The sequence below is a fragment of the Bradyrhizobium sp. CCGUVB14 genome, from assembly GCF_024199935.1.
Classification (GTDB): domain Bacteria; phylum Pseudomonadota; class Alphaproteobacteria; order Rhizobiales; family Xanthobacteraceae; genus Bradyrhizobium.
In genome coordinates this window covers 5,626,576-5,650,058 of record NZ_JANADS010000001.1, presented here as the reverse complement: position 1 = coordinate 5,650,058, position 23,483 = coordinate 5,626,576, and the positions used below count along the sequence as shown (strand labels likewise).

The following is a 23,483-nucleotide window of genomic DNA, read 5'->3' as shown; positions in this document are numbered from 1 at the left end:
ACAGGCTCAGCTGTTCGAGACCGCGATCAGATGCTTCAGCCGCGCGCTTGCCGCGCCGCTGTCGAGCGATTTCGCACCGATGGCGACGCCCTCCTTGAGGTCCTTGGCGCGGCCCGCGACGATGAGTGCGGCAGCGGCGTTGAGGAGTGCGACGTCGCGATAGGGGCTCGGCTTGCCGTCGAGCACGCTTTGCAGCGCGACCGCATTGGCATCGGCGTCACCGCCCTTCAGCGCACCGGGCTCGCAGCGCGGCAGGCCGGCATCCTCGGGCGTGACTTCAAAATTCCGGATCTCGCCATTATGGAGCGCGGAGACGAAGGTCGGGCCGGTGAGGGTGATCTCGTCCAGCCCGTCGGAGCCGTGCACCACCCAGGCGGATTCGGAGCCGAGATTCTTCAGCACCTGCGCCAGCGGCTGCACCCATTGCCGCGAGAACACACCGACCATCTGCCGCTTCACGCCGGCCGGGTTGGACAGGGGGCCGAGCAGGTTGAAGATCGTGCGGGTGGCAAGCTCGACCCGGGTCGGGCCGACGTTCTTCATCGCAGGATGATGAGCTGGCGCGAACATGAAGCCGATGCCGCATTCGCGCACGCAGCGCCCGACCTGCTCGGGCTTGAGGTCGATCTTCACACCGAGCGAGGCCAGCACGTCGGCCGCGCCCGAGCGCGAGGACAGCGCGCGGTTGCCGTGCTTGGCGACCGGCAGGCCGGTGCCCGAGACGATGAACGACGCGCAGGTCGAGACGTTGACCGAGCCGGAGCCGTCGCCGCCGGTGCCGACGATGTCGACGGCGTCCGCGGGCGCGTCGACTGTGAGCATCTTGGAGCGCATCGCCGCGACCGCGCCGGTGATCTCCTCCACGGTCTCGCCGCGCACGCGCAGCGCCATCAACAGGCCGCCCATCTGCGAGGGCGTGGCCTCGCCGGACATCACGGCGTCGAAGGCCGATGCGGCCTCGTCACGCGACAGGCTGGCGCCGGTCGCCACTTTTCCAATGATCGATTTCAGGTCGTCCATCGCGTGCTTTCAACTCACTGGTTCGCGCCGGTCACCTGCGCGAAGGCGGCCTGATTAATGCTGGTCCCGATGTCGGTTTGAAGCTTGTTGACGTAGGAGGCAACCTGCTCGTCGGTCAGCGAGCGGTCAATGCCGTCCTTCATCTTCTTGACGGCGTCGGAGGCGGTATCGACCGCGGGATCGACGATGTCGGTCACGCGGAAGACGATGACTTCGCTGCCACCGGTCACGGGCGCCTGTCCGACGCCGTCCTTGGCGGTCCGGAAAGCGGCCGCGACGATGTTCGCGGGCACGCCGGCCGGCGCGTCGTCGCGCTTGAAGCCGCTCGCGGTCTCGATCTTGGCGTTGATCGCAGCCGCCTCGTCAGCGAGCTTGCCGCCCTGTTCGAGCTTCTGCACCATCTCGGTCGCCTTGGCCTTCAGCTTGGTGGCGATCTGGTCCTGGCGCCAGCGGGCCTCGACCTGGTCGCGAACCTCGTCGAGGTTGCGGTCGCGCGACGGCGTGATGGCGAGCACGTCGTACCAGACATAGCCGTTCTTGAACGAGATCGGATCGTTGTCGACGCCGACGTCGCTGTTGAAGGCCTGCGACACCACATCGAGGCCCTGCGGAATGTTGGCAACGGTCTGCCCGTTCGGCGCACGGCCGGAGCGGTCGACGGCATCGATGGTCACGGCTGTGAGCCCGAGCTTCTGCGCGGCATCGGCGACGCTGGTGCCGGCGCCGCGCTCGTCTTCCATCTTGTCGCGGAGCTCGCCGACCTTGACGCGCGCGCGCTCGGCCGCGATCTGGCGCTTCACGTCGGCGGCAAATTTGGCGTAGTCGGCCTCGGCGCCCGGCTCGATCTTGTCGACCTTGACGATCGAGACGCCGAGACGGCCCTGGATCGGCTGGCTGATCTCGCCTGCGGGAAGCGCGAAAGCGGCATCACCGACGGCGGGTTCGAGTGCGGATTTGGCCACGAGCCCGAGATCGACGTCGGTGGCGCTCAATCCGCGCTCCTTGCCGAGGTCCTCGAAGGAGAGGCCGCCGGCGAGGCGTTCGCGCGCGGCCTGTGCGTCGGCAACGTTCGGGAATACGATCTGGTGGATCTGGCGCTTCTCCGGCGTGGAGAGCTGGTCCTTGCGCTGATCGAACAGTTTCTTCGCGTCGTCATCGGAGACGTCGCTCCACTTGGCGATCTCCTCGGGCGAGATCACGGCGAAGACGATCTTGCGATATTCGGGCGCGCGGAACTGGACCTTGTGGTCCTCGAAATAGGCGGCGAGGGCCTCGGGCGAGGGCGGTTCGATCGTGCCTGCTTGCGCGGTGTCGAGCCGGACGAATTCGATCGCGCGCTGCTCGTTCTGGAAGCGGGTTGCGACGTCGAGCATGGCCTTCGGCGGCTCGAGGCCGGCGCCGATCGTGCCGGTGATCTGCCGGCGCAGCGCGACCTTGCGCTGCTCGGCGACGTAGCGCTGCTCGGTGTAGCCAAAATTGCGGATCAGGCCCTGGAAGCGGTTCGGATCGAATTTGCCGTCGACGCCCTTGAAGTTCGGGTCGTTCATGATGAGTTCGCGGATCTGCTCATCGGATTGGCCGAGCCCGAGCCGCCGCGCGTTCTCGTCGAGGGCGGCTTCCGCGATCGTCTGCTGGAGCACCTGGCGGTCAAGGCCGAATGCGCGCGCCTGTTCGGGCGTCAGCGGGCGGCCGAACTGGCGCCCGATCTGCTGGAGCCGATCGGTGTAGATCTGGCGGAACTCGTTCAGCGAGATCTCGGTGTGGCCGACCTTGGCCACCGTGGACTGGCCGAAGCCCTTGAAGATGTCGGCGATACCCCAAATGCCGAAGCTGATGATCAACACGCCCATCACGACGGCCATGATGGTCTTGCCGACCCAGTTTGATGAGGCCTTGCGCATTCCTCGAAGCATTTGGTCCAACTTGTTTGGCAGGAGGGGAACGGGAGCGCGTCTTAATGCAGATTCCGCAGAAGCGCGTCACCAAATTGATATGCCATCATAAAGTGGCACCTTTCCCCCCGCAACCTCAGGTCAGGCCGGCCTTCGAATCTGCGGTTAAAGGTCCCTGGTCTCTGGAACTGCGGCAGTACCTCTGCTAGCGCATGCACAAACCTCAATTTGCTGGACATTGACATGACCGACGCCATCCGACCGCTGATTGCCGGCAACTGGAAAATGAACGGCCTGAAGGCCGCGGCCGCCGAATTCGACGCCATGCTCAATGGCGCGGCAGAGGTGGCCGGCAAGGCCGATCTGCTGGTCTGCCCGCCGGCGACCCTGATCGCGGCATTTGCGGACAAGGCGCGCGGCAAGAAGGTGGCCGTAGGGGCCCAGGATTGCCATCCCAAGGCCTCCGGCGCCCATACCGGCGATATCGCGGCCGAAATGCTGGCGGATGCGGGTGCGACCGCCATCATCGTCGGCCATTCCGAGCGTCGCGCCGACCACGGCGAGGGCGATGCGCTGATCCGGCAGAAGGCGGAAGCGGCCTGGCGGGCGGGAGCGGTCGCGATCGTCTGCATCGGCGAGACCCAGGCCCAGCGCGATGCCGGCCAGACCCTGGACATCGTCCGCGGCCAGCTCAACGGCTCGCTTCCCGACGGCTCCACGGCCGCCAACCTGGTCGTGGCCTATGAGCCGGTCTGGGCGATCGGCACGGGCTTGACCCCCACGGCCCAGGATGTCGAGCAGATTCATGGCTTTATCCGGGAACTCCTGACCTCCCGGTTCAAGGCTGATGGGGCCGCGATGCGGATCCTCTATGGCGGTTCGGTCAAGCCGTCGAACGCAGCCGAGCTGATGGCGGTCAAAAACGTCAACGGCGCGCTGGTCGGCGGCGCCAGCCTGAAAGCAGCCGATTTCCTTGCGATCGCCAAAGGTTGCCCCTAGCTAAGTGAAAGCGCGGCCGTGTCCGATCGGGGGTGGCAAAGCCACTTCCGATCGTGTAACACCGCGCAACTTCAGGAAAACCCGCGAAGCGCGATCGGCCGCCGTCTCGGCGCTGTCGGCTTGTGACGGAAGGATACTATGCAGACTGTTGTCATCGTCATCCACCTCATGATCGTTGCTGTCATGATCGGTGCCGTGCTGCTCCAGAAGTCGGAAGGCGGCGGCCTCGGCATGGGCGGAGGCGCAGGCTTCATGTCGAGCCGTGGCACCGCGAATCTGTTGTCGCGCACCACCGCGATCCTGGCTGCCGGGTTCTTCCTGACCAGCCTGTTCCTGTCCTGGTACGCCGGCTACAACCGCGCGCCGTCCTCGATCATCGGCACACCGGCGTCGCAGACCCAGCCGGGCGGCGCCAACCCGATCACCGCGCCGACGTCGGGCGGTATTCTGGATACGCTGAAGAAGGCGGACGAGCAGCAGCAGGCCCCGGCAGCGCCGAGCGGCCCGCAGGTGCCTCGCTCGCAATAAAGCAGGGGGGCCATGCAGGGCGGAGGCTACCGTCCTGCATCAACAATCCCCATCAAGGCACTGTCACCACACTTAGTTTTGGCTCACCCACAGGCCCGCAGATTCTTTGGGGCGGAATACGAATCGCTTTGGCGAATCGGATTCGAGGGATTAGAGGTTAGGTCCCATGGCGCGGTACATATTCATCACCGGCGGCGTGGTTTCTTCGCTCGGCAAGGGTTTGGCTTCAGCGGCACTCGGTGCCCTGCTGCAGGCCCGGGGCTACAAGGTCCGCCTCCGCAAGCTCGACCCCTATCTCAACCTCGATCCCGGAACGATGTCGCCGTATCAGCACGGCGAAGTGTTCGTGACCGATGACGGCGCGGAGACCGATCTCGATCTCGGTCACTACGAGCGCTTCACCGGGCGGCCTGCGACAAAGCAGGACAACATCACGACGGGGCGCATCTACCAGGACATCATCTCGAAGGAGCGCCGCGGCGATTATCTCGGCGCGACCATCCAGGTGGTGCCGCACGTCACCAACGCGATCAAGGAATTCGTCCTCTCCGGCAATGACGATTACGATTTCGTACTGGTCGAGATCGGCGGCACCGTCGGCGACATCGAAGGCCTGCCGTTCTTCGAGGCGATCCGCCAGCTCAAGAACGAGCTGCCGCGCGATCACGCCATCTACATCCATCTCACGCTGCTGCCTTACATCCCGAGCGCGGGCGAACTGAAGACCAAGCCGACGCAGCACTCGGTGAAGGAGCTGCGTTCGATCGGCATCCAGCCGGACATCCTGCTCTGCCGCACCGATCGCGAGATCCCGAAGGAAGAGCGGCGCAAGCTCGGCCTGTTCTGTAACGTGCGCGAGAGCGCCGTGATCGAGGCGCGCGACGCCGACAGCATCTACGCCGTGCCCGAAGCCTATCACGCGGCAGGCCTCGACGACGAAGTGCTCGCCGCCTTCGGCATCGAATCGCGCATCCCGCCGGTGCTCAAGAGCTGGCACCAGATCAACGAGCGTATCCGTAATCCCGAGGGCGATGTCACCATCGCCATCGTCGGCAAATACACCGGCATGAAGGATGCGTATAAGTCGCTGATCGAGGCGCTCTCGCATGGCGGCATCGCCAACAAGGTGAAGGTCAATCTCGACTGGATCGAGAGCGAGATCTTCGAGAAGGAAGATCCGGCGCCGTTCCTCGAGCACGTCAACGGCATCCTGGTGCCGGGCGGCTTCGGCCAGCGCGGCGCGGAAGGCAAGATCAAGGCGGCGCAGTTCGCGCGCGAGCGCGACGTGCCGTATTTCGGCATCTGCTTCGGCATGCAGATGGCTGTTATCGAGGCGGCGCGAAACCTCGTCGGCATCGAGGAGGCCAACTCCACCGAGTTCGGTCCGACCAAGGAGCCGCTGGTCGGCCTGATGACGGAATGGCTGCGCGGCAATGAGCTCGAGAAGCGCTCGCAGGCCGGCGATCTCGGCGGCACTATGCGGCTTGGCGCTTATCCCGCCGCGCTCAATCGCGGCAGCCGCGTCTCGCAGGTCTATGGCGGCGCGACCGAGATTTCGGAACGCCATCGCCATCGCTACGAGGTCAACACCGCCTACAAGGACCGCCTCGAGCAGCACGGCCTGAAATTCTCCGGCCTCTCGCCCGACGGCGTGCTGCCGGAGATCGTCGAGTACGAGGATCACCCCTGGTTCATCGGCGTCCAGTTCCACCCCGAACTGAAGTCGCGGCCGTTCGAGCCGCACCCGCTGTTCGCCTCGTTCATCGCAGCGGCGGCGAAGCAGAGCCGGCTGGTGTAGCCGGCTCCGCTGTTTCCAAAAATCATTCTGACTCGCGCGGTCGCTACGCGGCCGCAACGTCCATCCTGCGACAGAAGCAGGAAGCCTTGATCGGCACCTCCGCCCGCGCCTGAGCGAGATCAAGCCGCTGCCTGATCAGCGGTGTCTCGGCCTTGTCGCCGCGCCGCACCAGGCACTCGTGCAATCCGTGAAGCGACCACAGATTGTCGGGATGCTGACAGGCACGGCTTAGCTTTCCATCGAGGCCAAGGTCGGAACGGTACACCGCTTCGGCTTCCTCGATCCGGCCCTGCTCCAGCAGCAGCGCGCCGAGTGCGTGGCGCGGCGGCTGCATCCATCCCCAGGGCTCGTCATAGGGCAGGGCGTCGCTGAGCGCGACCGATCTGCGCAGCTCCGCGAATGCCATGTCGTAGTTGCCTTTGCGATATTCCAGCTCGCCATTCAGCATGGCTTCGGCCACGGCGAGCAGGTTCACGACCTTGTTGTTGTGCACGAGCCGGCTCTCCGGCACCCGCGTCTTCGCCTGCGTGAACAGTGCTTTTTCGTTTTCGGCCTCAGTGACGTGGCCAAGCGCCGAGTGAGCCACCGCCTTGGCGTAGTGGATCATGGCGGTCACCGAGCAGTACAACTCGCGATCCTCCGGCAGCTTTTGAGCAATGATGTCGTTCCATTTGCCGAAGCGCACGAGAACGTGCTGCTTCATCGTCAGATAGCCTTCCAGGAAGTCCGCCATCGGCGGCGACTGAACGCGCAGCACTGGCTCGGGCACGCTCGCAATGAGTTCCTCGGCTGCCGCAATGGCGGGAGCGTACTGGCCCAGGAACATCGCACCGTAGATTGCGAAGTGGAAATTGTGAATGACGTAGACCAGATAGACACCCGGATCGTCCGAATAAGCGAGGAATTTTCGATCCGTCGCCAGCGCCTTCTGGTTATAGAGCAGCACGTCGTTGTACTGCCCGCACAGCACATCGAGATGCGTCGGCATGTGGATCAGATGTCCGCTGTCGGGAATGATCGCACGCAGCCGGTCACCGGCCCGCATCGCCCGTTGCGGGATCGGCGACATCTCCATGAGATGAACGTAGAGATGCAGCAGCCCTGGGTGATCCCACGCAGCCGGCATCCTGTCGAAAGCCTGTTCGAGAGCCGCCCTGCATTCCTCGGTGCCCGCTCCCGCGGTGGGCTTTCCGGTGGCGAGGTCCCACATCAGCCATGGCGTCTCGTTCATGATCGCCTCGGCAAGAATGGCTCGAACATCGAGATCATCGGAATATGTCGTGAAGACCTTGCGCATTTCGTGCGTGAAGGCCTTGTCCCACGGCGCCATGTCGTCGATCGCCTCGCGCTGGGGATAGCGCGCAGACAAGGCGCGGATCAGTGCTTGCTCGATTGGGCTTGCCTTGCCCGTATGCGCGAGCGCCTCCTGCGTCGCGTCGTAAGATGCCGCGAGTGCCAGTCGTCGGCCGTGTGCGTCATAGCGAACCCAGGGCAAGTTGTAGTTGGGGCCGGCGGCGTAGCCGATGCCCCAATGCGCCATCGCACAGTTTCCGTCGGATTCGAGCGCTTTGCGAAAACACTTGATCGCTTCGCCGTGGTTGAAACCGAACACCCAGTTGAGCCCCCGGTCGAACCAGAGTTGGGCATCGGGGGACGACGTGGTGATTTTGCGGCTGTACGGTCCGAGATCAAAATAGGTCATTGGTTTTGCCTCCCTTGATCGTGTCGGCCGCGCCGCCGTTTGCCTTGGGCGTACCTTGGGCGTCCGCGCCGGCCGACGGAAGACCGCGCCGCGACAATATCAAGAACAGTGGCCGGGCGCTATTGAGCCCGTGCTTGCCTTGCGTCTTTCGCGCCCACGTCCGGGTAAGCTCTGCGCGAAGCGTTGCGATCGGGGAGGCGGCCGGTTTAACAATCCGCTTCCGCTGAGACCGGCGGTGAAATCGCCGGCGCCAGCGATCCCGCAACGAGCGTCATCTGCGGCCGACGCGTCAGCTTGTAGACGGCGGCGGGCGGCACGTTCAGGAAGGCGCGGTCCACCAGGGTTGCACGCAGGCCGAGACGATCGAGCACCGGTCGCGGGATAGGGCAGCTCATGCCATAGGTGAACTGGTAGAAGGCGCCGCCAGGGCGGACATAGCTGAATGCGCCACCGAGGATCGAGATCACCTTGCGCGTCGACATGTTGAGCAGCGGCAGCCCGCTCACCACCGCGCCGACGGGCGCGCCGTCATAGAGGCGCTCCGTCGCCAGCCGCGCCGCATCCATCCACAGCACGCGCGCGCCGGGGAAGCGCATCTGCAAGAGCTTCATGAAGTCCGAGCCGTATTCGATCAGCGTGAGATCCTGTGGCCTGACGCCGCGCTTCAGGAGCTTGTAGGTGAACGCGCCGGTGCCTGGACCGAGCTCGAGGATCGGGCCGGTCTTCTCGGTGATCTCGCGCGTGATGAGATCGGCGAGCGCCGCACCCGATGGCGCGATGGCGCCGACCCGACGCGGCGAAGACATCCAGGACAGGAAGAAGGAGAGGAAATCATTGGGCATGCGCACTCCGGCATCTCGATGGCGCCTCCTGGGATCAGAGGTGAGGCGGATGCACTGTCGCGGGAGCAGATTGCGACAGCATTGCGCAGTGAGCCGCGAACGCGGATTGAATCAAATCTGCGGGCCTGGCCGCAGCGTCATTCTGAAGCAGGTGCCGCCGTCGGCGCCATCGGTGACCGAGACCTGGCCGCCATGCAGGAGCACGATCTCGCGCACCATGTTGAGACCAAGGCCGGCGCCGCGATCGAGCGGCGAGAGGCGATAGAACGGCTCGAAGATCTGCTCGCGTTGATCGCGTGGAATGCCGGCGCCTTCGTCGGTGACCTCGATGCAGGCGGGCTTGCTCACGCGAATGCCGATCGTGCCGCGGCGAGGGCCGTGCTGGATCGCGTTCTGCACGAGATTGGTCAGCGCGCGCTCCAGCGCGGCGGCATCGCCGATCGTCTCGATCGGCGATGAGGGCGCATCGAGCGCCAGCTCGTAGCCTGCGGCGATCGCGAGCGGCGCCAGGTCGGCTGCCGCGCTTTGCGCCATCGCGACGAGATCGATGCGCGTGAAGGGATGACCGCAGCGGTCGAGCCGCTGGATGTCGAGCAATTGCTCGGCAAGCGTCGCCAGCCGCGCGGCGTCCTCCAGCAGCCGTGTCTTGTCCGGACCGGAGGGGAGCGATTCCAGTCGCGTGTTCAGGATCGCGATCGGCGTGCGCAATTCGTGCGCGGCATCCGCAACGAAGCGCTTGTGACGGGCATAGCCCTGGTCGAGCCGCGCCAGCGCGTCGTTGACCGCAGTGACCAGCGGCACGACCTCCAGCGGAATGCGTTCCACCGACAGCCGCGCGCCGCGCTGATGGATGTCGATGCGCCGCGCCTGATCCGCGGTGGTATCCAACCCCCTGAAGGCCCGTTGCACGATCATCGGCGTCGCAATGAAGGTCGCGGTACCCATCACGAGCAGACCGGGCAGGGCGATGCCGAGAAACGCCAGCGAGGTCATCAACAGCGCCTTGGCCCCGGTCAGCCGGCCCTGCGTCGCCGTGATGATCTGCACATTGCCGGCGTCGGTCTCGACGCGCTTCAGCCGCGCCGCCGGCTTGCGTGGATCGTCCTCGAACATCTGCCAGCCGAGCCGCGCCTGGCTGATCTGGTCGAGGCCGCCGCCGATCGCCGCGAATTCCGGCGGCACGGCGCCTTCGGTCAGGGAATGTCCTTGCCGGTCGCGGACCAGAAACCAGAGGTCCGACGTTTCAGCACGCAGCTGCTTCAAATCGGGCGTCGACCGCAGGATCAGGTCGCCGTCCGCATTATGCGCGAGCGCGCGCTGCACGACATCGATGACGCGATCCTCGTCGCGCTCGGCGAGCACGAAGCCCGAGGCGCAGAGCGCACCGACGACGACGGTAACCAGCGCCAGCAACAGTGCGGCCTGGAGCGCAAGCAGGCGCCAGCTCAATCGCGAGCGCAGGCAATAGGGATCGTCGTGCCTGCTCATGGCAACTTCTTCAGGAGATAGCCGACGCCGCGAATGCCGTGGATCTCCACGCCGGCATCGGCATCGCTGAGCTTGCGGCGCAACCGCGAGATGTGCGTGTCCAGCGCATTCGACTGGATCTCGTCGTCAAAATTGTAGACGGCCTCTTCGAGCGCCGAGCGCAGCACCGTGCGGCCCATTCGGCGGATCAGGGCTTCGAGCACCAGCAGCTCGCGGCGTGGCAGCTCGAACGGCTGGCCGTCGATGCTGGCCTCGCGGTGGCCGACATCGAAGGCGATGCGGCCGGCACGGATCACGTCGGGAGACAGACCCGCGGGCCGCCGCAGCACGGCACGAAGCCGCGCCAGCAATTCCTCGACCGCGAACGGCTTGGCGAGATAGTCGTCGGCGCCGCTGTCGAGCCCGGCGATGCGGTCGGCAAGCTCGCCGCGTGCGGTCAAGACGATGATGGGCACGCCGTCGGCGCGTGCCCGCAGCTTCGGGATCAGGGCGAGGCCGTCGCCGTCGGGCAACTGGCGGTCAAGCAGGACGGCGGCATGGACGTCGGCGGAAATCGCTTCCTCGGCGTCCGCAAGCGTGGGGGCGTGATCCACCACCATGTCGTAGCGCCGCAGCGCCGACGAAAGCGCTGTGGCCATCTCCGCCTCATCCTCGACGAGCAAAATCCGCATGATCCGGCACCTCAACCGCATTGAGCCCTTCTAGCGGCCCGATCATTACGGCAGCATTGCGGGAAATGATCCAGCCATGCGCGAAACGCCGCGGGGGGCGGCCGGGGAGGGCCCAAGACAGCATCAGGACCCGCCGCTATAACCGGCGCACTGTTCAGGGAGCAAACCAACAATGATCTACGAGATGCGAGTCTATCACTGCCTGCCCGGCCGCCTGCCGGCGCTGCTGAAGCGGTTCGAGACGGTGACGCTGAAGCTGTGGGAAAAGCACGGTATCAAGCAGGCCGGCTTCTTTACGACGCTGATCGGTGCATCCAACCAGCAGCTGACCTATTTCCTGGCCTGGGAGTCGCTTGCCGACCGCGAGGCGAAGTGGGGCAAGTTCATGACGGACCCCGACTGGATGAAAGCCCGTGCCGAGAGCGAAGCGGACGGCCAGATCATCGACAATATCGTCAGCCAGCTGCTGACGCCGACCGCCTTTTCGTCAGTGAAATAGCGCCCGTCCGGCATGGGTTGCGACGGGGACTTCCCGCGCAACCCTGATATTCTGATAGCCCGGGCCGAATGGGGTTGATCGGCCCCTCATCACCGCTATGGTCGCGGCGAAACGAGGGAATTGGCCTTGAACTCTTCATCATCCGCGGCCCCGGTCGTCAGCGTCGGCACGGTCAAATTCGGCAACGATCTGCCGATCTCGATCATTGCCGGGCCGTGTCAGCTCGAAAGCCGTCAGCACGCGCTCGAGGTCGCCTCCGCGCTGAAGGAGATCGCCGCGCGGCTGAAGATCGGCCTCGTCTACAAGACCTCCTTCGACAAGGCCAACCGCACCAGCGCCTCGGCGCAGCGCGGCCTCGGCTTGGTGCAGTCGCTCCCGATCTTCGCCGAGATCCGGTCCTCGCTCGGCCTGCCGGTGCTGACCGATGTGCACGATGCCGCGCAATGCGCCGACGTCGCACAGGCCGTCGACATCCTGCAGATCCCGGCCTTCCTGTGCCGGCAGACCGATCTACTTCTGGCCGCGGCCGCAACCGGCAAGGTCGTCAACGTCAAGAAGGGGCAATTCCTCGCGCCCTGGGACATGACGAATGTCGTCGCCAAGATCACCAGCGCCAACAATCCCAACGTGCTCGTCACCGAGCGCGGCGCCTCCTTCGGCTACAACACGCTGGTCTCCGACATGCGCGCGCTGCCGATCATGGCCCGCACGACCGGTGCACCGGTGATCTTCGACGCGACCCATTCGGTGCAGCAGCCGGGCGGGAAGGGTGGATCCTCCGGCGGCGAGCGCGAATTCGTGCCGGTGCTGGCGCGCGCGGCCGTCGCCGTCGGCGTCGCCGGCGTCTTCATCGAGACCCACCCCGATCCGGATCGCGCGCCTTCCGACGGTCCGAACATGGTGCCGCTGCGCGAGTTCGAAGGGCTCATCGCTAAGCTGATGGCGTTCGATGCGGTGACCAAGGGCCAAGCGCACTGATGCACGAGCCCGTGGCCAGGCCGTCGTCCGACCAGAAGTTTCCACCCGCGATCAACATCATCGCGCTTGCGAGCTTCTCGGCGGCGTTGTCCACGCGCGCGCTCGATCCGGTGCTGCCGCATGTCGCGGAGGAATTTTCGATCAGCATCACGACCGCGGCAAGCATCGCGGCCGGCTATGCCCTGATCTACGCACTGATCCAGCCGCTCGTCGGCGCTGCGGCCGATTTGTTCGGCAAGGCGCGGCTGATGACGTTGTGCCTCGCGCTGCTCGGTGTCGCCTGCATTCTGGGCGCGCTCTCGACATCCTTCTCGGGCCTGTTTGCGAGCCGCATGCTCGCCGGCATTGCCTCGGGCGGCGTGTTTCCGGTTGCGCTCGGCCTCACCGCGGACCTCGTCGCGCCGGCGAAGCGACAGGTGGCGATCGGGCGCACGCTGGCGGGTTCGATGACCGGCAATCTGCTCGGCGCGACCGCCTCGGGCATCATCGGCGATCTCGTCGGCTGGCGCGGCGTGCTCGTGATCATCGGGGCGCTCGGGCTGATCGCAGCCGTCGCGGTTGCGGCGGGCTTTCGTGGCGCCGCCCTGACGGCGCCGCCGAAGAGCGATCTGAAGACCTTGCGGCAGGGTTATCGCACCATCCTCGCCAATCCCAACGCCCGCTATTGCTATTCGGCCGTGTTCGTCGAGGGCTGCTGCGTGTTCGGCCTGTTTCCCTTCATCGCCGCCTTGCTGTTCGATCTCGGCGAGACCTCGCTGTCGATCGCGGGCATCGTGATCGCGGGGTTCGCGGTCGGCGGTCTCTTCTACACGTTCACGGTCTCGCGCTTCCTGCCGCGGCTGGGCGTCAAGGGCATGATGATCGCAGGCGCGAGCCTCGTCGCGCTCCAGCTCGCAGCACTCGCCCTTGGGCCCGGCTGGAAAGTCCAGTTCGCCATCATGCTGCTGATGGGCTGGGGCTTCTACATGATCCACGGTTGCCTGCAGGTGTTCGCCAGCGAACTGTCGGTCGAGGCGCGGGCGACCGCGATGTCGCTGCACTCGTTCTTTTTCTTCATGGGCCAGACGGTTGGTCCGCTCGCCTACGGGTTCGGGCTTGCCCACACGGGCAAGGCACCGACCCTAGTCGCGAGTGCCGTGCTGATGGTGCTGCTGGGCTTTGCCTGCGCTGCGCTGCTCAAGCCGCGGGCACCGTCCGATGCGCGCGCCTGAGGGCCGCATTTCGCTGCCGATCCCCGTATTTTCCCGTGGGATGGCGGTAGCCAAACCCCTTCAATCTTAAATCAAATCTCACGCTTCGCTCCGTAGAGTGCCGTCCGAACCGCTAGCCGGCGGCAACATCTGTGGATCAGTCGATGCAAAAACAGCGTTCGGTCGCCCGCATTCTCGGGGCGGTGGTTGGGTCTCTCGGTCTCATCCTCGTCGTCATCTGCGCCTACGCCCTGAAGCTGGCGGTGACGCGCTATTCGGACAGCAACCGCATCGTCTCGCTCACGATTGCGAGCCGCGACCTGACCAACACGCTGGTGATCTTTCGCCTGGAGCGCGGTGACACGCTGAGCTATCTGGCCTCGGCCTCGCCCGCGCCCGACAGCGTCATGAGCAGCCTCTCCGAGCAGCGCGCCACCGTGCAGAAGAATTACGCGCAGGCCCTGCAGAGCCTCGCCGCGGTCGATGCGCCCGGCCTCAGCGAGAAGCTCGACAAGCTCCGCGGCATCTGGGCGCAGCTCGAGGAGCTGCGGCCGCGCGCGATCACTGCGCTGAAGCAGGAGAAGGGGGCGCGTGAAGCCAGCCTGCAGCCGAGCTGGGCCAAGATCAGCGACGGCTTCATGGACGCGATCGGCGACGTCACCGCCCATGTCGACAATGCGATGACGCTGATCGACCCCGTGGTCGACCGCCTCCTGATCGCCAAGCAGGCCTCCTGGCAGGCCCGCGCCAATGCCGGCCAGACCATTCTCGTCCAGTTCTCCTCGATCCTGGCCAACAAGACCTGGACCGCGGCGGACGGCGTCACCTTCGCCGATCTGCGCGGTCGCATCCAGCAGTCCTGGTTGGTGGTGCGCGACCTCAGCCCGAACGTGGCCTCGCCCGAGCTGCTGCAGGCGATCCGCACTGCCGAGCCGGAAATCTCCGGCGCGCTCAGCGACGAGCGCAATGCGATTGCGACCAAGCTGCTCGCCGGTGAGCCTGCCGGCGTTGCCGGCATCGACTACCGTGACCGTCAGCTGGTCGGCGCCAACAACGTCGTCATCGTCACGCAGACCGCGCTGGCCAACATGATCTCGCGGGCCGAGGAGGGCGCCTCGCGCGCCCGTTTCACCCTGATCCTGTTCGGTCTCCTGATGCCGGCCTCGCTGGCGCTGATGATCGGTGGCCTGATGCTGATGCGCAACCGCGTGACCCGGCCGTTGACCGCGATCACCGGCGTGATGACGCGCTTTGCCGATCGTGATTTCGCGAGCGACGTCCCGGGTCTCGACCGCAACGATGAGATCGGCCGCATCGCGTCCGCCTTGCAGGTGTTCAAGGAGGCCATGATCAACGCCGAGCGCCTCTCGGGCGATCAGGCGGCCGAGCGCGCCGACAAGGAGAAGCGTGCGAGCGAACTCACGGGGCTGGTGCGGCAGTTTGAAAGCCGGATCGGCCAGATGGTGCAGACGTTGTCGAGCGCCTCGGGCGAGCTGGAGACGACGGCGCGCTCGATGTCGGGCACCGCGGCGGAAGCCCAGGCTCAGGCCGGCTCCGCCTCGACGCTGGCCGACCAGGTCGGCGGCGGCGTGCAGACGGTTGCGGCTGCGGCCGAGGAGCTCAATGCCTCGATCCGCGAGATCAACCGCCAGGTCGAGCAGGCGAGCCGCGCCACCGAGCATGCGGTGGTCACCGTCAGGGAGACCGACAGCACCATGCGCGCGCTCGCCGACGGCGCCGACCGCATTGGCGAGGTCATCGGCCTCATCACCTCGATCGCGGGCCAGACCAATCTGCTGGCCTTGAACGCGACGATCGAAGCCGCCCGTGCGGGCGAATCCGGACGCGGTTTTGCGGTCGTGGCGAGCGAGGTGAAGAACCTGGCGTCGCAGACGGCGAAAGCGACCGAGGAGATCAGCGCCCAGATCACGGAGATCCAGGGCGCGACGCAGAAGGCGGTCTCCGCCATCGACGGCATCGTCAAGACCATCGAGGAAGTCTCGACAATCAATCGCACCATTGCGGCGGCAATCGAGGAGCAGAACAAGGCGACCGCCGAGATCGCCAACACCGTGCAGCACACGGCCGAAGCCACCTCGACGGTGACGCGCAACATCGCAACCGTCTCGTCGGCCGCGAACGAGACCGGTCGCGCGGCCTCCGGCGTGCTGAAGGCGGCCGCCGACCTGTCGAGCCAGTCGTCATCGCTGACGGGCGAGGTGGACAGCTTCATCACCAGGGTGCGTGAGGTGGCGTAAGGCGCTGGTCGGAACAGCCGCAGGACAACAGCCTGCCGCAAACGTGGTCGCAGAACGCGCGAAAAGAGCGCGTCGCTGCGCCATGAGGGATATCGAGATTAAGATAAAAGCGAATAGACCGGGGCCGAGGATCGGATCATATTCGCAGGCGTCACTTGCGAGGGGCAGGCGGGGGCAGGCAGCAGGGAGCCACCGAATGTACGCCAATATTCTCTTGAGCACCGATGGTTCGGATGTCGCAAGAAAAGGTGTCGAGCATGGAATTGCTCTGGCAAAGGCCTTGAAGGCCAAAGCGACAATCGTCACCGTGACTGAACCGCTGCCGATCGATTTTGGCGGCGGACACGATTCGGGATGGGTTCCGTCGCAGCGAGAGGTTGATAGTTTTGATGCGGCCTGCAGGGAGCGGGCAGGCAAAGTGCTCGATGAAGCGCGAGCCATGGCCGAGCGGAGCGGGCTGTCGGTCGAACTCGTCCACGTCCCCAATGCGCACCCGGCCACTGCGATCGTCGAGACGGCAAAGTCTGGAGGCTGCGACTTGATCGTCATGGCCTCTCATGGGCGGCGCGGCCTCAGAAAGCTGTTTCTGGGAAGCCAGACGTCCGAAGTTCTCGTCAACGGAAGCGTGCCGGTCCTGGTCGTGCCGTAGTCGCCGTCAGGCCTGTCGGCGGCGACGCGCTATTTCGCGCCGTCCGCCGAGATCGGCTCCATGCCGCTCGCGATGATCGCCTCGCGCGCCGCGGGTGAGGAAAGGAACTTGATCAGGGCGCGGCCAGCCTCTTGTTCCTTGGAGACGGTTGCAATCCCGGCCGAGAAGATCGTGATCTGCTGAATTTCCTTGGGCAGGGGACCGACGATGTCGATGCCCTTCACGGGCTTCAATTCGCTGATCTGCTGGAAGCCAAGCTCGGCCTCGCCGCGCGCGACGATCTCGCCGACCGGCGTTGCCGGAATCTTTCGTGCCTTGTCCTTCATGGCTTCAGCGATGCCGAGCTTGTTGAACATCTCGGTCGAAACGTAGACGCCGCTGGCGCTATCGGAATAGGCGATCGTCTTCGCCTCCAGCAACGCGCGCTTGACCGCGTCGACCGAGCTGATGTCCGGCTTCGCCGCGCCCGATTTCACGGCGACCCCGATTGGCGACCGCGTCAGGTCGACCTGGCTGCCGGCCACGACCTTGCCCTTGCCGACGAGATCAGTGAGCGCGTAGCCCACCATGATCAGCACGTCCGCCGGCTCGCCCCGCTCGAGCCGGACCGGGATCGCGTTGGCGGTGGTGCCCATCGACGGGCCGTAGGCGGTCAGCACCTTGTTGCCGGTGGCTTTCTCGAACTCCGGCACCAGTGCCTGATAGGCCGCCGTCAGTCCGCCCGAGATCATCACCCGGACCTCGGCAGCCTCCGACGCGCTGGTCAGCCACAGGATGCCGAGAAGGCCCAGGGCAAACTTCAGGGCAAGGCCACGGAATTTCGCAGACATCGATGTCATCGTCATTGGTCTCCAACTAACCCCGGCCGCGATAGGGCGCGACGCCTTGCTCGGGCACCCACAGGCCCTTCGGTACGCGGCCGGTCTGCCAGAACACGTCGATCGGGATGCCGCCGCGCGGGTACCAATAGCCGCCGATGCGCAGCCATTTCGGTTTGATCTCGGAAGCGATGCGCTTGCCGATCATCACGGTGCAGTCCTCGTGGAAGGCGCCGTGGTTGCGGAAGCTCGCGATGTAGAGTTTGAGCGATTTCGACTCCAGCAGCCATTGGCCGGGCGCGTAGTCGATCATCAGATGGGCGAAATCGGGCTGGCCGGTCACCGGGCAGAGCGAGGTGAATTCCGGCACGGTGAAACGGACCAGATAATCGGTGCCAGCTTGCGGATTGGGCACGCGGTCGAGCTTGGCCTTCTCGGGCGCGTCGGGCCATTCCACGGCACGGCCGAGTTGCAAGCTGGGTGAGTTGTTCGATTTGCTGGGTTTTTTCGACATGAGGCCGCCTCCGGTGCGGCCCTCTTAGCCAATCATCGCCCGGCCGTCACCCGGCCTTTTCCGCTTCGATGCATTGCGGTAGAAGCAGCCGCGAACTGCCCCCTTTGTTCCCCGAAAAGAGGCTCCTCATGACCGCCATCATCGACATCATCGGCCGCGAAATTCTCGATAGCCGTGGCAATCCCACCGTCGAGGTCGACGTCGTGCTGGAAGATGGCGCGCTCGGCCGCGCCGCCGTGCCGTCGGGCGCCTCCACCGGCGCCCATGAGGCGGTCGAGCTGCGCGACGGCGACAAGGCCCGCTATCTCGGCAAGGGCGTCACCAAGGCGGTCGGCGCCGTCAATGGCGAGATCTTCGAGGCCCTGAGCGGCCTCGATGTCGAACAGCAGGCCCAGATCGACCAGATCATGATCGACCTCGACGGCACGCCCAACAAGAGCCGGCTCGGCGCCAACGCCATCCTCGGCGTCTCGCTGGCCTGCGCCAAGGCGGCCGCGAATTCGCTCGACATGCCGCTCTACCGTTACGTCGGCGGCACCTCGGCGCGGCTCTTGCCGGTGCCGATGATGAACATCATCAATGGCGGCGTGCATGCCGACAACCCGATCGACTTCCAGGAGTTCATGATCTTGCCGGTCGGCGCGTCCTCCTTCGCCGAGGGCCTGCGCTACGGCGCGGAAGTGTTCCACACGCTGAAGTCGGAGCTGAAGAAGGCCGGCCACAACACCAATGTCGGCGACGAGGGCGGCTTCGCCCCGAACCTGCCGTCGGCGGATGCCGCGCTGGAGTTCGTCATGAACGCGATCGGCAAGGCCGGCTACAAGGCGGGCGCCGACATCGTGATCGGGCTCGACTGCGCCTCGACCGAGTTCTTCAAGGACGGCAAGTATGTCTATGAAGGCGAAGGCAAGACCCGTTCGGTCTCCGAGCAGGCCAAGTACCTTGCCGACCTCGTCGGCCGCTATCCGATCGTCACGATCGAGGACGGCATGTCGGAGGACGACATGGACGGCTGGAAGGAGCTCACCGACCTCGTCGGCAAGAAGTGCCAGCTCGTCGGCGACGATCTCTTCGTCACCAACGTCAAGCGTCTCGCCGAAGGCATCAAGGCCGGCCGTGCCAACTCGATCCTGATCAAGGTCAACCAGATCGGCACCCTGACCGAGACGCTCGCCGCCGTCGAGATGGCGCACAAGGCCGGCTACACCTCGGTGATGTCGCACCGCTCGGGCGAGACCGAGGATTCGACCATCGCCGACCTCGCGGTCGCCACCAATTGCGGTCAGATCAAGACCGGCTCCCTTGCACGTTCGGATCGCACCGCCAAATACAACCAGCTTCTCCGCATCGAGCAGCAGCTCGGCAAGCAGGCGCTCTACGGCGGCAAGGCGGCACTGAAGGCGCTGGCATAAGCCAGCGCTTGAACAAGGACAGGGGAGGATCGACATGAGCGACGGCAAGACCGGACTGCAACTGCGTTCGCTGATCAAGACAAGCGGAGAGCTCGAGATCCTGCTTCTGGACGTGCCGACCCCCGAGCCCGCGGACGACGAGGTCGTCGTCCGCATCGAGGCGGCGCCGATCAACCCGTCCGACCTCGGCCTGCTTGTCGGCGCGGCCGACATGAGCACGGCCAAGGCGTCCGGTACGAAAGAGGCGCCCGTCATCACCGCGAAGGTGCCTGACGGTGCGATGCGCGCAATGGGCGCGCGGCTCGACCAGTCTTTGCCGGTCGGCAATGAAGGCGCCGGCGTCGTGATCAAGACCGGCTCGTCCGATGCCGCGAAGGCGCTGATGGGCAAGACGGTCGCGATGATCGGCGGCGCCATGTACGCGCAGTACCGGACCCTGAAGGCGAGGGACTGCCAGCCGCTGCCCGAGGGCACGACGGCGGCCGAGGGGGCGTCCTGGTTCGTCAATCCGCTCACCGCGCTCGGCATGACCGAGACGATGCGGCGCGAAGGCCACAAGGCGCTGGTGCACACCGCGGCCGCCTCCAATCTCGGCCAGATGCTGAACAAGATCTGCATCAAGGATGGCATCGCGCTCGTGAACATCGTGCGCAACCAGGAGCAGGCGGACATCCTGAAGAAGATCGGTGCCAAGCATGTCGTCGATTCCAGCAAGCCGAGCTTCCTCGACGATCTCACCAATGCGCTGGTCGAGACCGGCGCCACCATCGCCTTCGATGCCATCGGCGGCGGCAAGCTCGCCGGCGACATCCTCAACTGTATGGAAATCGCGATCAACAAGACCGCGAAGGAATACAGCCGTTACGGCTCCAGCGTGCACAAGCAGGTCTACGTTTATGGCGCGCTCGATATCCGTCCGATCGAATTGCCGCGTGGCTTCGGCATGGCCTGGGGCGTTGGCGGCTGGCTCCTGACCCCGTTCCTGCAGAAGATCGGGCCGGCCGATATCGGCCGTCTGCGTCAGCGCGTCGTGAGTGAATTGAAGACCACCTTTGCCAGCCACTACACCAAGGTGGTGTCGCTGCAGGAGGCGCTCGATCCCGCCAACATCGCGGTGTACGGCAAACGCGCCACCGGCGAAAAATTCCTCATAGATCCGAATAAAAGTATTGGCTAGACGTGCGGAGCGGCCGCCCTTCCGGCCCCCCGATCAACAATGGTTATATCAGCGGCGAAGCCGCTTGGATTAGCTGCGGCCAACAACTGTGCACGCACTAGCGAGCCGGATGCTTGTCCGACGTTCTTTGCCGAGGACTCCCACCATAACGCGGCCAAACCCGCGACGTGTGGACAAGCCATGCTTGTCCCGCTCATTGCAACGAGACCGCCCTTATGTCCTGCGGATACAATGTCCACCCCCGGAGCGCACATAGTTGGATTTGCATTGGAAAAGGGAGCAATTGTAAAACCGCTTTGGCCCCTCATCAGCGCTCCTACAGACACTATGCTAGTGGATGCAGCCGCTGGAATACTCGCATCTATGACAAGCTGAGGATCGATGTGCCGCAGGCTTTCGTTGCCGGCGGCGGCTGCGATCACTGCGCCGGGACTCTCCGAGTGCTCCTGCAGCAAGAAGCCGATGAGAGCCTCGAATTGCCGCAGATTTTCGCGATAAGCCTTTAGTGCCCTGGACGTTGCCATCTTAGGAGGGCAACCTAAATCGACCAACTTCTCTTGCATCGCGGGGAAATCGAATCCCAAAGACATCGAAATTACGTTGGATTTTTCGGCGATTGCCCACTGCAAAGCTCTCAGTACACCTTCGGTGGTACCTCTTCCCAGTTTATCCAGAACCTTCGCGATCAGGGCGGTTTGCACACCTGGTGCAACTCCAATTCGGATGTCATCTATCGTCTGTCCAAAGATAGTTCCTGCGCAGTGCGTTCCGTGGCCGTTTCGGTCTGTAACGTCGTGTGCTCGTCCTTCGTTGGTAAAATTGCGAGATAACTTTGTCTTGCCTGCAAACGCAGTATGTTTCCATGCGATGCCGGTATCAAGCACAGCCACTCTGACTCCTTGCCCCGTAAAGCTGCTTCTGTCGGCGCCGACTTCGGTGATACCCCACGATGTCTTGGCCTTGGTTGCCAGATCAATTGGATTTATCGTGCTTGCGATGCCGTAGTCGATCGAAGCGCAAGGTTCGATCAACGCAACTGGCATGATAGGAGCCACAAAGTTCGCAGAATCCTTGCTAGCAACGATTGCTTGCTTTTCGCTCAGAATTATTCGCTCGGCGGTCATCTTTCCTTGGCTTGATAGCCGGCTTTCAAAGCCAAGTAGTTCCGCGGAAGCTGCGCTGCGCAGTTCCGATCCACGGCTGGTCGCTTTTCTGGCAGCCTTTGGTAATCCGCCCGGTCCCTCAAACCGGAGTACGAGATAATCGACATTCATCTTTTGCTCATTTTGTTGTATCAACGCAAATCAACTTAAAATAGCTTTCAGACAAAGTACTCTTTCTGGCCATTTGGGGGAATAGCGATGTTGCTTAAAAGCCTCGACGATGGTGCGGTCTTCGGCTTCTATCAGCCGTTTTATCTTTTCGCTTCTATTACGTTCCCAGCGGAGTTGACGGCCAAGCCGCCTGAAGAGCTCCGAGGTGTGCTGACGTCTGAACAGTTGATTGGCTATGCGCTAGCAAGATATACATTTCTTCACGAGCTTCGTCATTTTCACGATTACTTCGGCACGACGGCCGGCATATCGTTGTTCACTGCCCATCTGGAACAAGTTCGAGCGTTCGCGTCTTTTCTTGAGGGAGTACGCGGATTCGGACAAGAATTGGCCTTCCCCTTTAATCCCTCTTCGTTCTCAGGAACGCCACTCGAGGATCTGGCAAAAGGTCTCGTGCGCAACTGGAGAATATTTCTGCGCTCGACCACCACATTCGTTGAAGCCTTCGAGCGTACAATCGACGTAGGACACGTTCCAGCCGACCATGTTGTCTTCAAACCCAGAGAGGGAAACGGTCCGGATGTGCCCACATTTCCGTTGCAGATGGGTATCGGCCAACACGGAAGAGTCGATCCCGTTACGGTATTTTATCCGATCGGGTTAGAGGTCTTGCTAGAAGGAAATGCCCAGGCTCTTCAGCGAGGACTAATGGAGGTCGAGTGTTCTCCAGCCCTTGCGGACCAGCTCGTTCCTCTCATGCATCATCAGAAACTCGGCGCCGATGATCCCATGGAGGCACTGCGAGCCGGCGCTATGCCCTACAATATCACGGATCTGCTGGTATCAAAATTTCTGCGATTGAAAGGACATCCCAGATTTCAACGTTCGACCATACTTCAGCTCACTGACCAAGCGCTAAGTTGGTCGTTTATGCGGCCGCGCAGCAAGCCGTGGGAAGTGCCAGCGACGTTCGAGCTTGTTGACATCGGGAGGACGTTCGTCGGGTTGCTTGAGGCCGCGCCTCTGCAAAATTTGGTTGCTGGAACCGTGCATTATCCTGACGGGCTGTTGGATGTTTACCGAACCTTTTTGGATGCAATGTCCAATACGCCATTGCCCGAAGATATTGAGTACGAAGGCGATCTCTTGTCTCCGATTCGGATGATTGAATCGATAGTGATGCACAATATTGTCAAGCCGTTGCTGAAAGCTCGGCTGGAGACAAAGCATGAGGTGTTCTACTCAGTGTCAAAATACCTTGAGAAGATACCTGATCTGCCTTCCGTGCCTGTTTTCCTGGAGGGAGGTTCGGTTCGGTTCGCTTCTTATATGCAATCGCCGAAAGCTACCGACGCGTGGGTTAAGTATTGTTTTTTGACTAGTTTGATGCGTGAGTTGTATGCTTCGCAATCAAGTCTAAATTGCTTTCGCGCGCAGCAGCTGGACCCAACGGATCTTAATTTGTGTGCTGCTGGACATTGCAACGAGCATATTGCGAGGGGGAGCTGTTCTAACTGGTTTCCCGGGAGTGGTTTGCCAGTTTGCAGTTTTGCTAATTTGCTCGCGCGAGTCGGTTTGAAGCCCTGAGACGTGTTAAGATTTCCACCGCAGATTGTCGCTTGGTCTCAACCAAGGTGGTGTCGCTGCAGGAGGCGCTCGATCCCGCCAACATCGCGGTGTACGGCAAACGCGCCACCGGCGAAAAATTCCTCATCAACCCAAATAAATCTTCGTGATCTGCGGCGGCTGCTCAACCAAAAGAGGTCTTGCCTTC

20 protein-coding genes are annotated in these 23,483 nt (G+C 63.7%); 11 read left to right on the top strand and 9 right to left on the bottom strand.

Features of this window, described 5'->3' with window-relative positions; all coding sequences use genetic code 11:
- Nucleotides 1-6: 6 nt before the first annotated feature.
- Complete coding sequence (gene trpD / locus NLM32_RS26350) at nt 7-1,020, bottom strand: anthranilate phosphoribosyltransferase (protein WP_254131756.1); 1,014 nt, start codon at nt 1,018-1,020, stop codon at nt 7-9.
- 14 nt (nt 1,021-1,034) lie between these two features.
- Nucleotides 1,035-2,933: a SurA N-terminal domain-containing protein gene (locus tag NLM32_RS26345; protein WP_254131755.1), complete on the bottom strand. Its 1,899-nt coding sequence runs from the start codon at nt 2,931-2,933 to the stop codon at nt 1,035-1,037.
- 222 nt (nt 2,934-3,155) lie between these two features.
- On the opposite strand from NLM32_RS26345, the gene tpiA reads away from it, so the two are divergent.
- From tpiA to NLM32_RS26330, 3 genes are all read left to right on the top strand, one after another.
- Complete coding sequence (tpiA, locus tag NLM32_RS26340; protein WP_254131754.1) at nt 3,156-3,911, top strand: triose-phosphate isomerase; 756 nt, start codon at nt 3,156-3,158, stop codon at nt 3,909-3,911.
- A gap of 138 nt (nt 3,912-4,049) precedes the next feature.
- Nucleotides 4,050-4,439, top strand: a complete 390-nt coding sequence (gene secG, locus NLM32_RS26335; RefSeq protein ID WP_254131753.1) for a preprotein translocase subunit SecG — start codon at nt 4,050-4,052, stop codon at nt 4,437-4,439.
- Nucleotides 4,440-4,605: 166 nt separating this feature from the next.
- The gene (locus tag NLM32_RS26330) at nt 4,606-6,237 is read left to right on the top strand and encodes a CTP synthase (RefSeq protein WP_254131752.1); all 1,632 of its coding nucleotides are present in this window, start codon (nt 4,606-4,608) and stop codon (nt 6,235-6,237) included.
- A gap of 43 nt (nt 6,238-6,280) precedes the next feature.
- Here the strand turns inward: NLM32_RS26330 and NLM32_RS26325 are convergent, their stop codons facing one another.
- The 4 genes from NLM32_RS26325 to NLM32_RS26310 all read right to left on the bottom strand — a co-directional run bounded on the left by NLM32_RS26325 (nt 6,281) and on the right by NLM32_RS26310 (nt 10,940).
- Nucleotides 6,281-7,939: a tetratricopeptide repeat protein gene (locus NLM32_RS26325; RefSeq protein WP_254131751.1), complete on the bottom strand. Its 1,659-nt coding sequence runs from the start codon at nt 7,937-7,939 to the stop codon at nt 6,281-6,283.
- A gap of 206 nt (nt 7,940-8,145) precedes the next feature.
- Nucleotides 8,146-8,781 (bottom strand): class I SAM-dependent methyltransferase, encoded by a 636-nt coding sequence (locus tag NLM32_RS26320; protein ID WP_254131750.1) that lies wholly within the window; start codon nt 8,779-8,781, stop codon nt 8,146-8,148.
- Between the two features lie 111 nt (nt 8,782-8,892).
- Entirely contained in the window at nt 8,893-10,269 is a 1,377-nt protein-coding gene (locus tag NLM32_RS26315) for a HAMP domain-containing sensor histidine kinase (protein ID WP_254131749.1), read from the bottom strand.
- A complete protein-coding gene (locus tag NLM32_RS26310; protein ID WP_254131748.1) occupies nt 10,266-10,940 on the bottom strand; it encodes a response regulator transcription factor in 675 nt (224 codons plus the stop codon). Before NLM32_RS26310 ends, NLM32_RS26315 begins: the two co-directional genes overlap by 4 nt.
- A 172-nt stretch (nt 10,941-11,112) precedes the next feature.
- On the opposite strand from NLM32_RS26310, the gene NLM32_RS26305 reads away from it, so the two are divergent.
- The 5 genes from NLM32_RS26305 (at nt 11,113) to NLM32_RS26285 (ending at nt 16,514) form a co-directional block, all read left to right on the top strand.
- A complete protein-coding gene (locus NLM32_RS26305) occupies nt 11,113-11,439 on the top strand; it encodes an NIPSNAP family protein (RefSeq protein ID WP_254131747.1) in 327 nt (108 codons plus the stop codon).
- 126 nt (nt 11,440-11,565) lie between these two features.
- Nucleotides 11,566-12,417, top strand: coding sequence for a 3-deoxy-8-phosphooctulonate synthase (gene kdsA / locus NLM32_RS26300; RefSeq protein WP_254131746.1), 852 nt, complete (start codon nt 11,566-11,568; stop codon nt 12,415-12,417).
- Entirely contained in the window at nt 12,417-13,628 is a 1,212-nt protein-coding gene (locus NLM32_RS26295) for an MFS transporter (protein WP_254131745.1), read from the top strand. The genes kdsA and NLM32_RS26295 overlap by 1 nt, the downstream gene beginning before the upstream one ends.
- 143 nt (nt 13,629-13,771) lie before the next feature.
- Entirely contained in the window at nt 13,772-15,865 is a 2,094-nt protein-coding gene (locus NLM32_RS26290) for a methyl-accepting chemotaxis protein (protein WP_254131744.1), read from the top strand.
- Between the two features lie 196 nt (nt 15,866-16,061).
- The gene (locus NLM32_RS26285; protein ID WP_254131743.1) at nt 16,062-16,514 is read left to right on the top strand and encodes a universal stress protein; all 453 of its coding nucleotides are present in this window, start codon (nt 16,062-16,064) and stop codon (nt 16,512-16,514) included.
- A gap of 29 nt (nt 16,515-16,543) precedes the next feature.
- Here NLM32_RS26285 and NLM32_RS26280 read toward each other — a convergent pair whose 3' ends face one another.
- Nucleotides 16,544-17,353 carry an extracellular solute-binding protein gene (locus NLM32_RS26280; RefSeq protein ID WP_254131742.1) on the bottom strand — a complete coding sequence of 270 codons (810 nt, stop codon included), beginning with the start codon at nt 17,351-17,353 and terminating at the stop codon, nt 16,544-16,546.
- Between the two features lie 16 nt (nt 17,354-17,369).
- Nucleotides 17,370-17,846 carry a preQ(1) synthase gene (gene queF / locus NLM32_RS26275; protein ID WP_254131741.1) on the bottom strand — a complete coding sequence of 159 codons (477 nt, stop codon included), beginning with the start codon at nt 17,844-17,846 and terminating at the stop codon, nt 17,370-17,372.
- Nucleotides 17,847-17,974: 128 nt separating this feature from the next.
- On the opposite strand from queF, the gene eno reads away from it, so the two are divergent.
- Together eno and NLM32_RS26265 are read left to right on the top strand one after the other, a co-directional pair.
- Nucleotides 17,975-19,258 carry a phosphopyruvate hydratase gene (gene eno / locus NLM32_RS26270; protein WP_254131740.1) on the top strand — a complete coding sequence of 428 codons (1,284 nt, stop codon included), beginning with the start codon at nt 17,975-17,977 and terminating at the stop codon, nt 19,256-19,258.
- Nucleotides 19,259-19,292: 34 nt separating this feature from the next.
- Complete coding sequence (locus tag NLM32_RS26265) at nt 19,293-20,435, top strand: zinc-binding dehydrogenase (RefSeq protein WP_254131739.1); 1,143 nt, start codon at nt 19,293-19,295, stop codon at nt 20,433-20,435.
- On the opposite strand, the gene NLM32_RS26260 is transcribed toward NLM32_RS26265, so the two are convergent.
- A complete protein-coding gene (locus NLM32_RS26260) occupies nt 20,432-21,709 on the bottom strand; it encodes a S8 family serine peptidase (RefSeq protein ID WP_254131738.1) in 1,278 nt (425 codons plus the stop codon). The two genes, NLM32_RS26265 and NLM32_RS26260, sit on opposite strands and share 4 nt — an antisense overlap.
- 87 nt (nt 21,710-21,796) lie before the next feature.
- On the opposite strand from NLM32_RS26260, the gene NLM32_RS26255 reads away from it, so the two are divergent.
- Complete coding sequence (locus tag NLM32_RS26255; RefSeq protein WP_254131737.1) at nt 21,797-23,296, top strand: hypothetical protein; 1,500 nt, start codon at nt 21,797-21,799, stop codon at nt 23,294-23,296.
- Nucleotides 23,297-23,483: the final 187 nt, after the last annotated feature.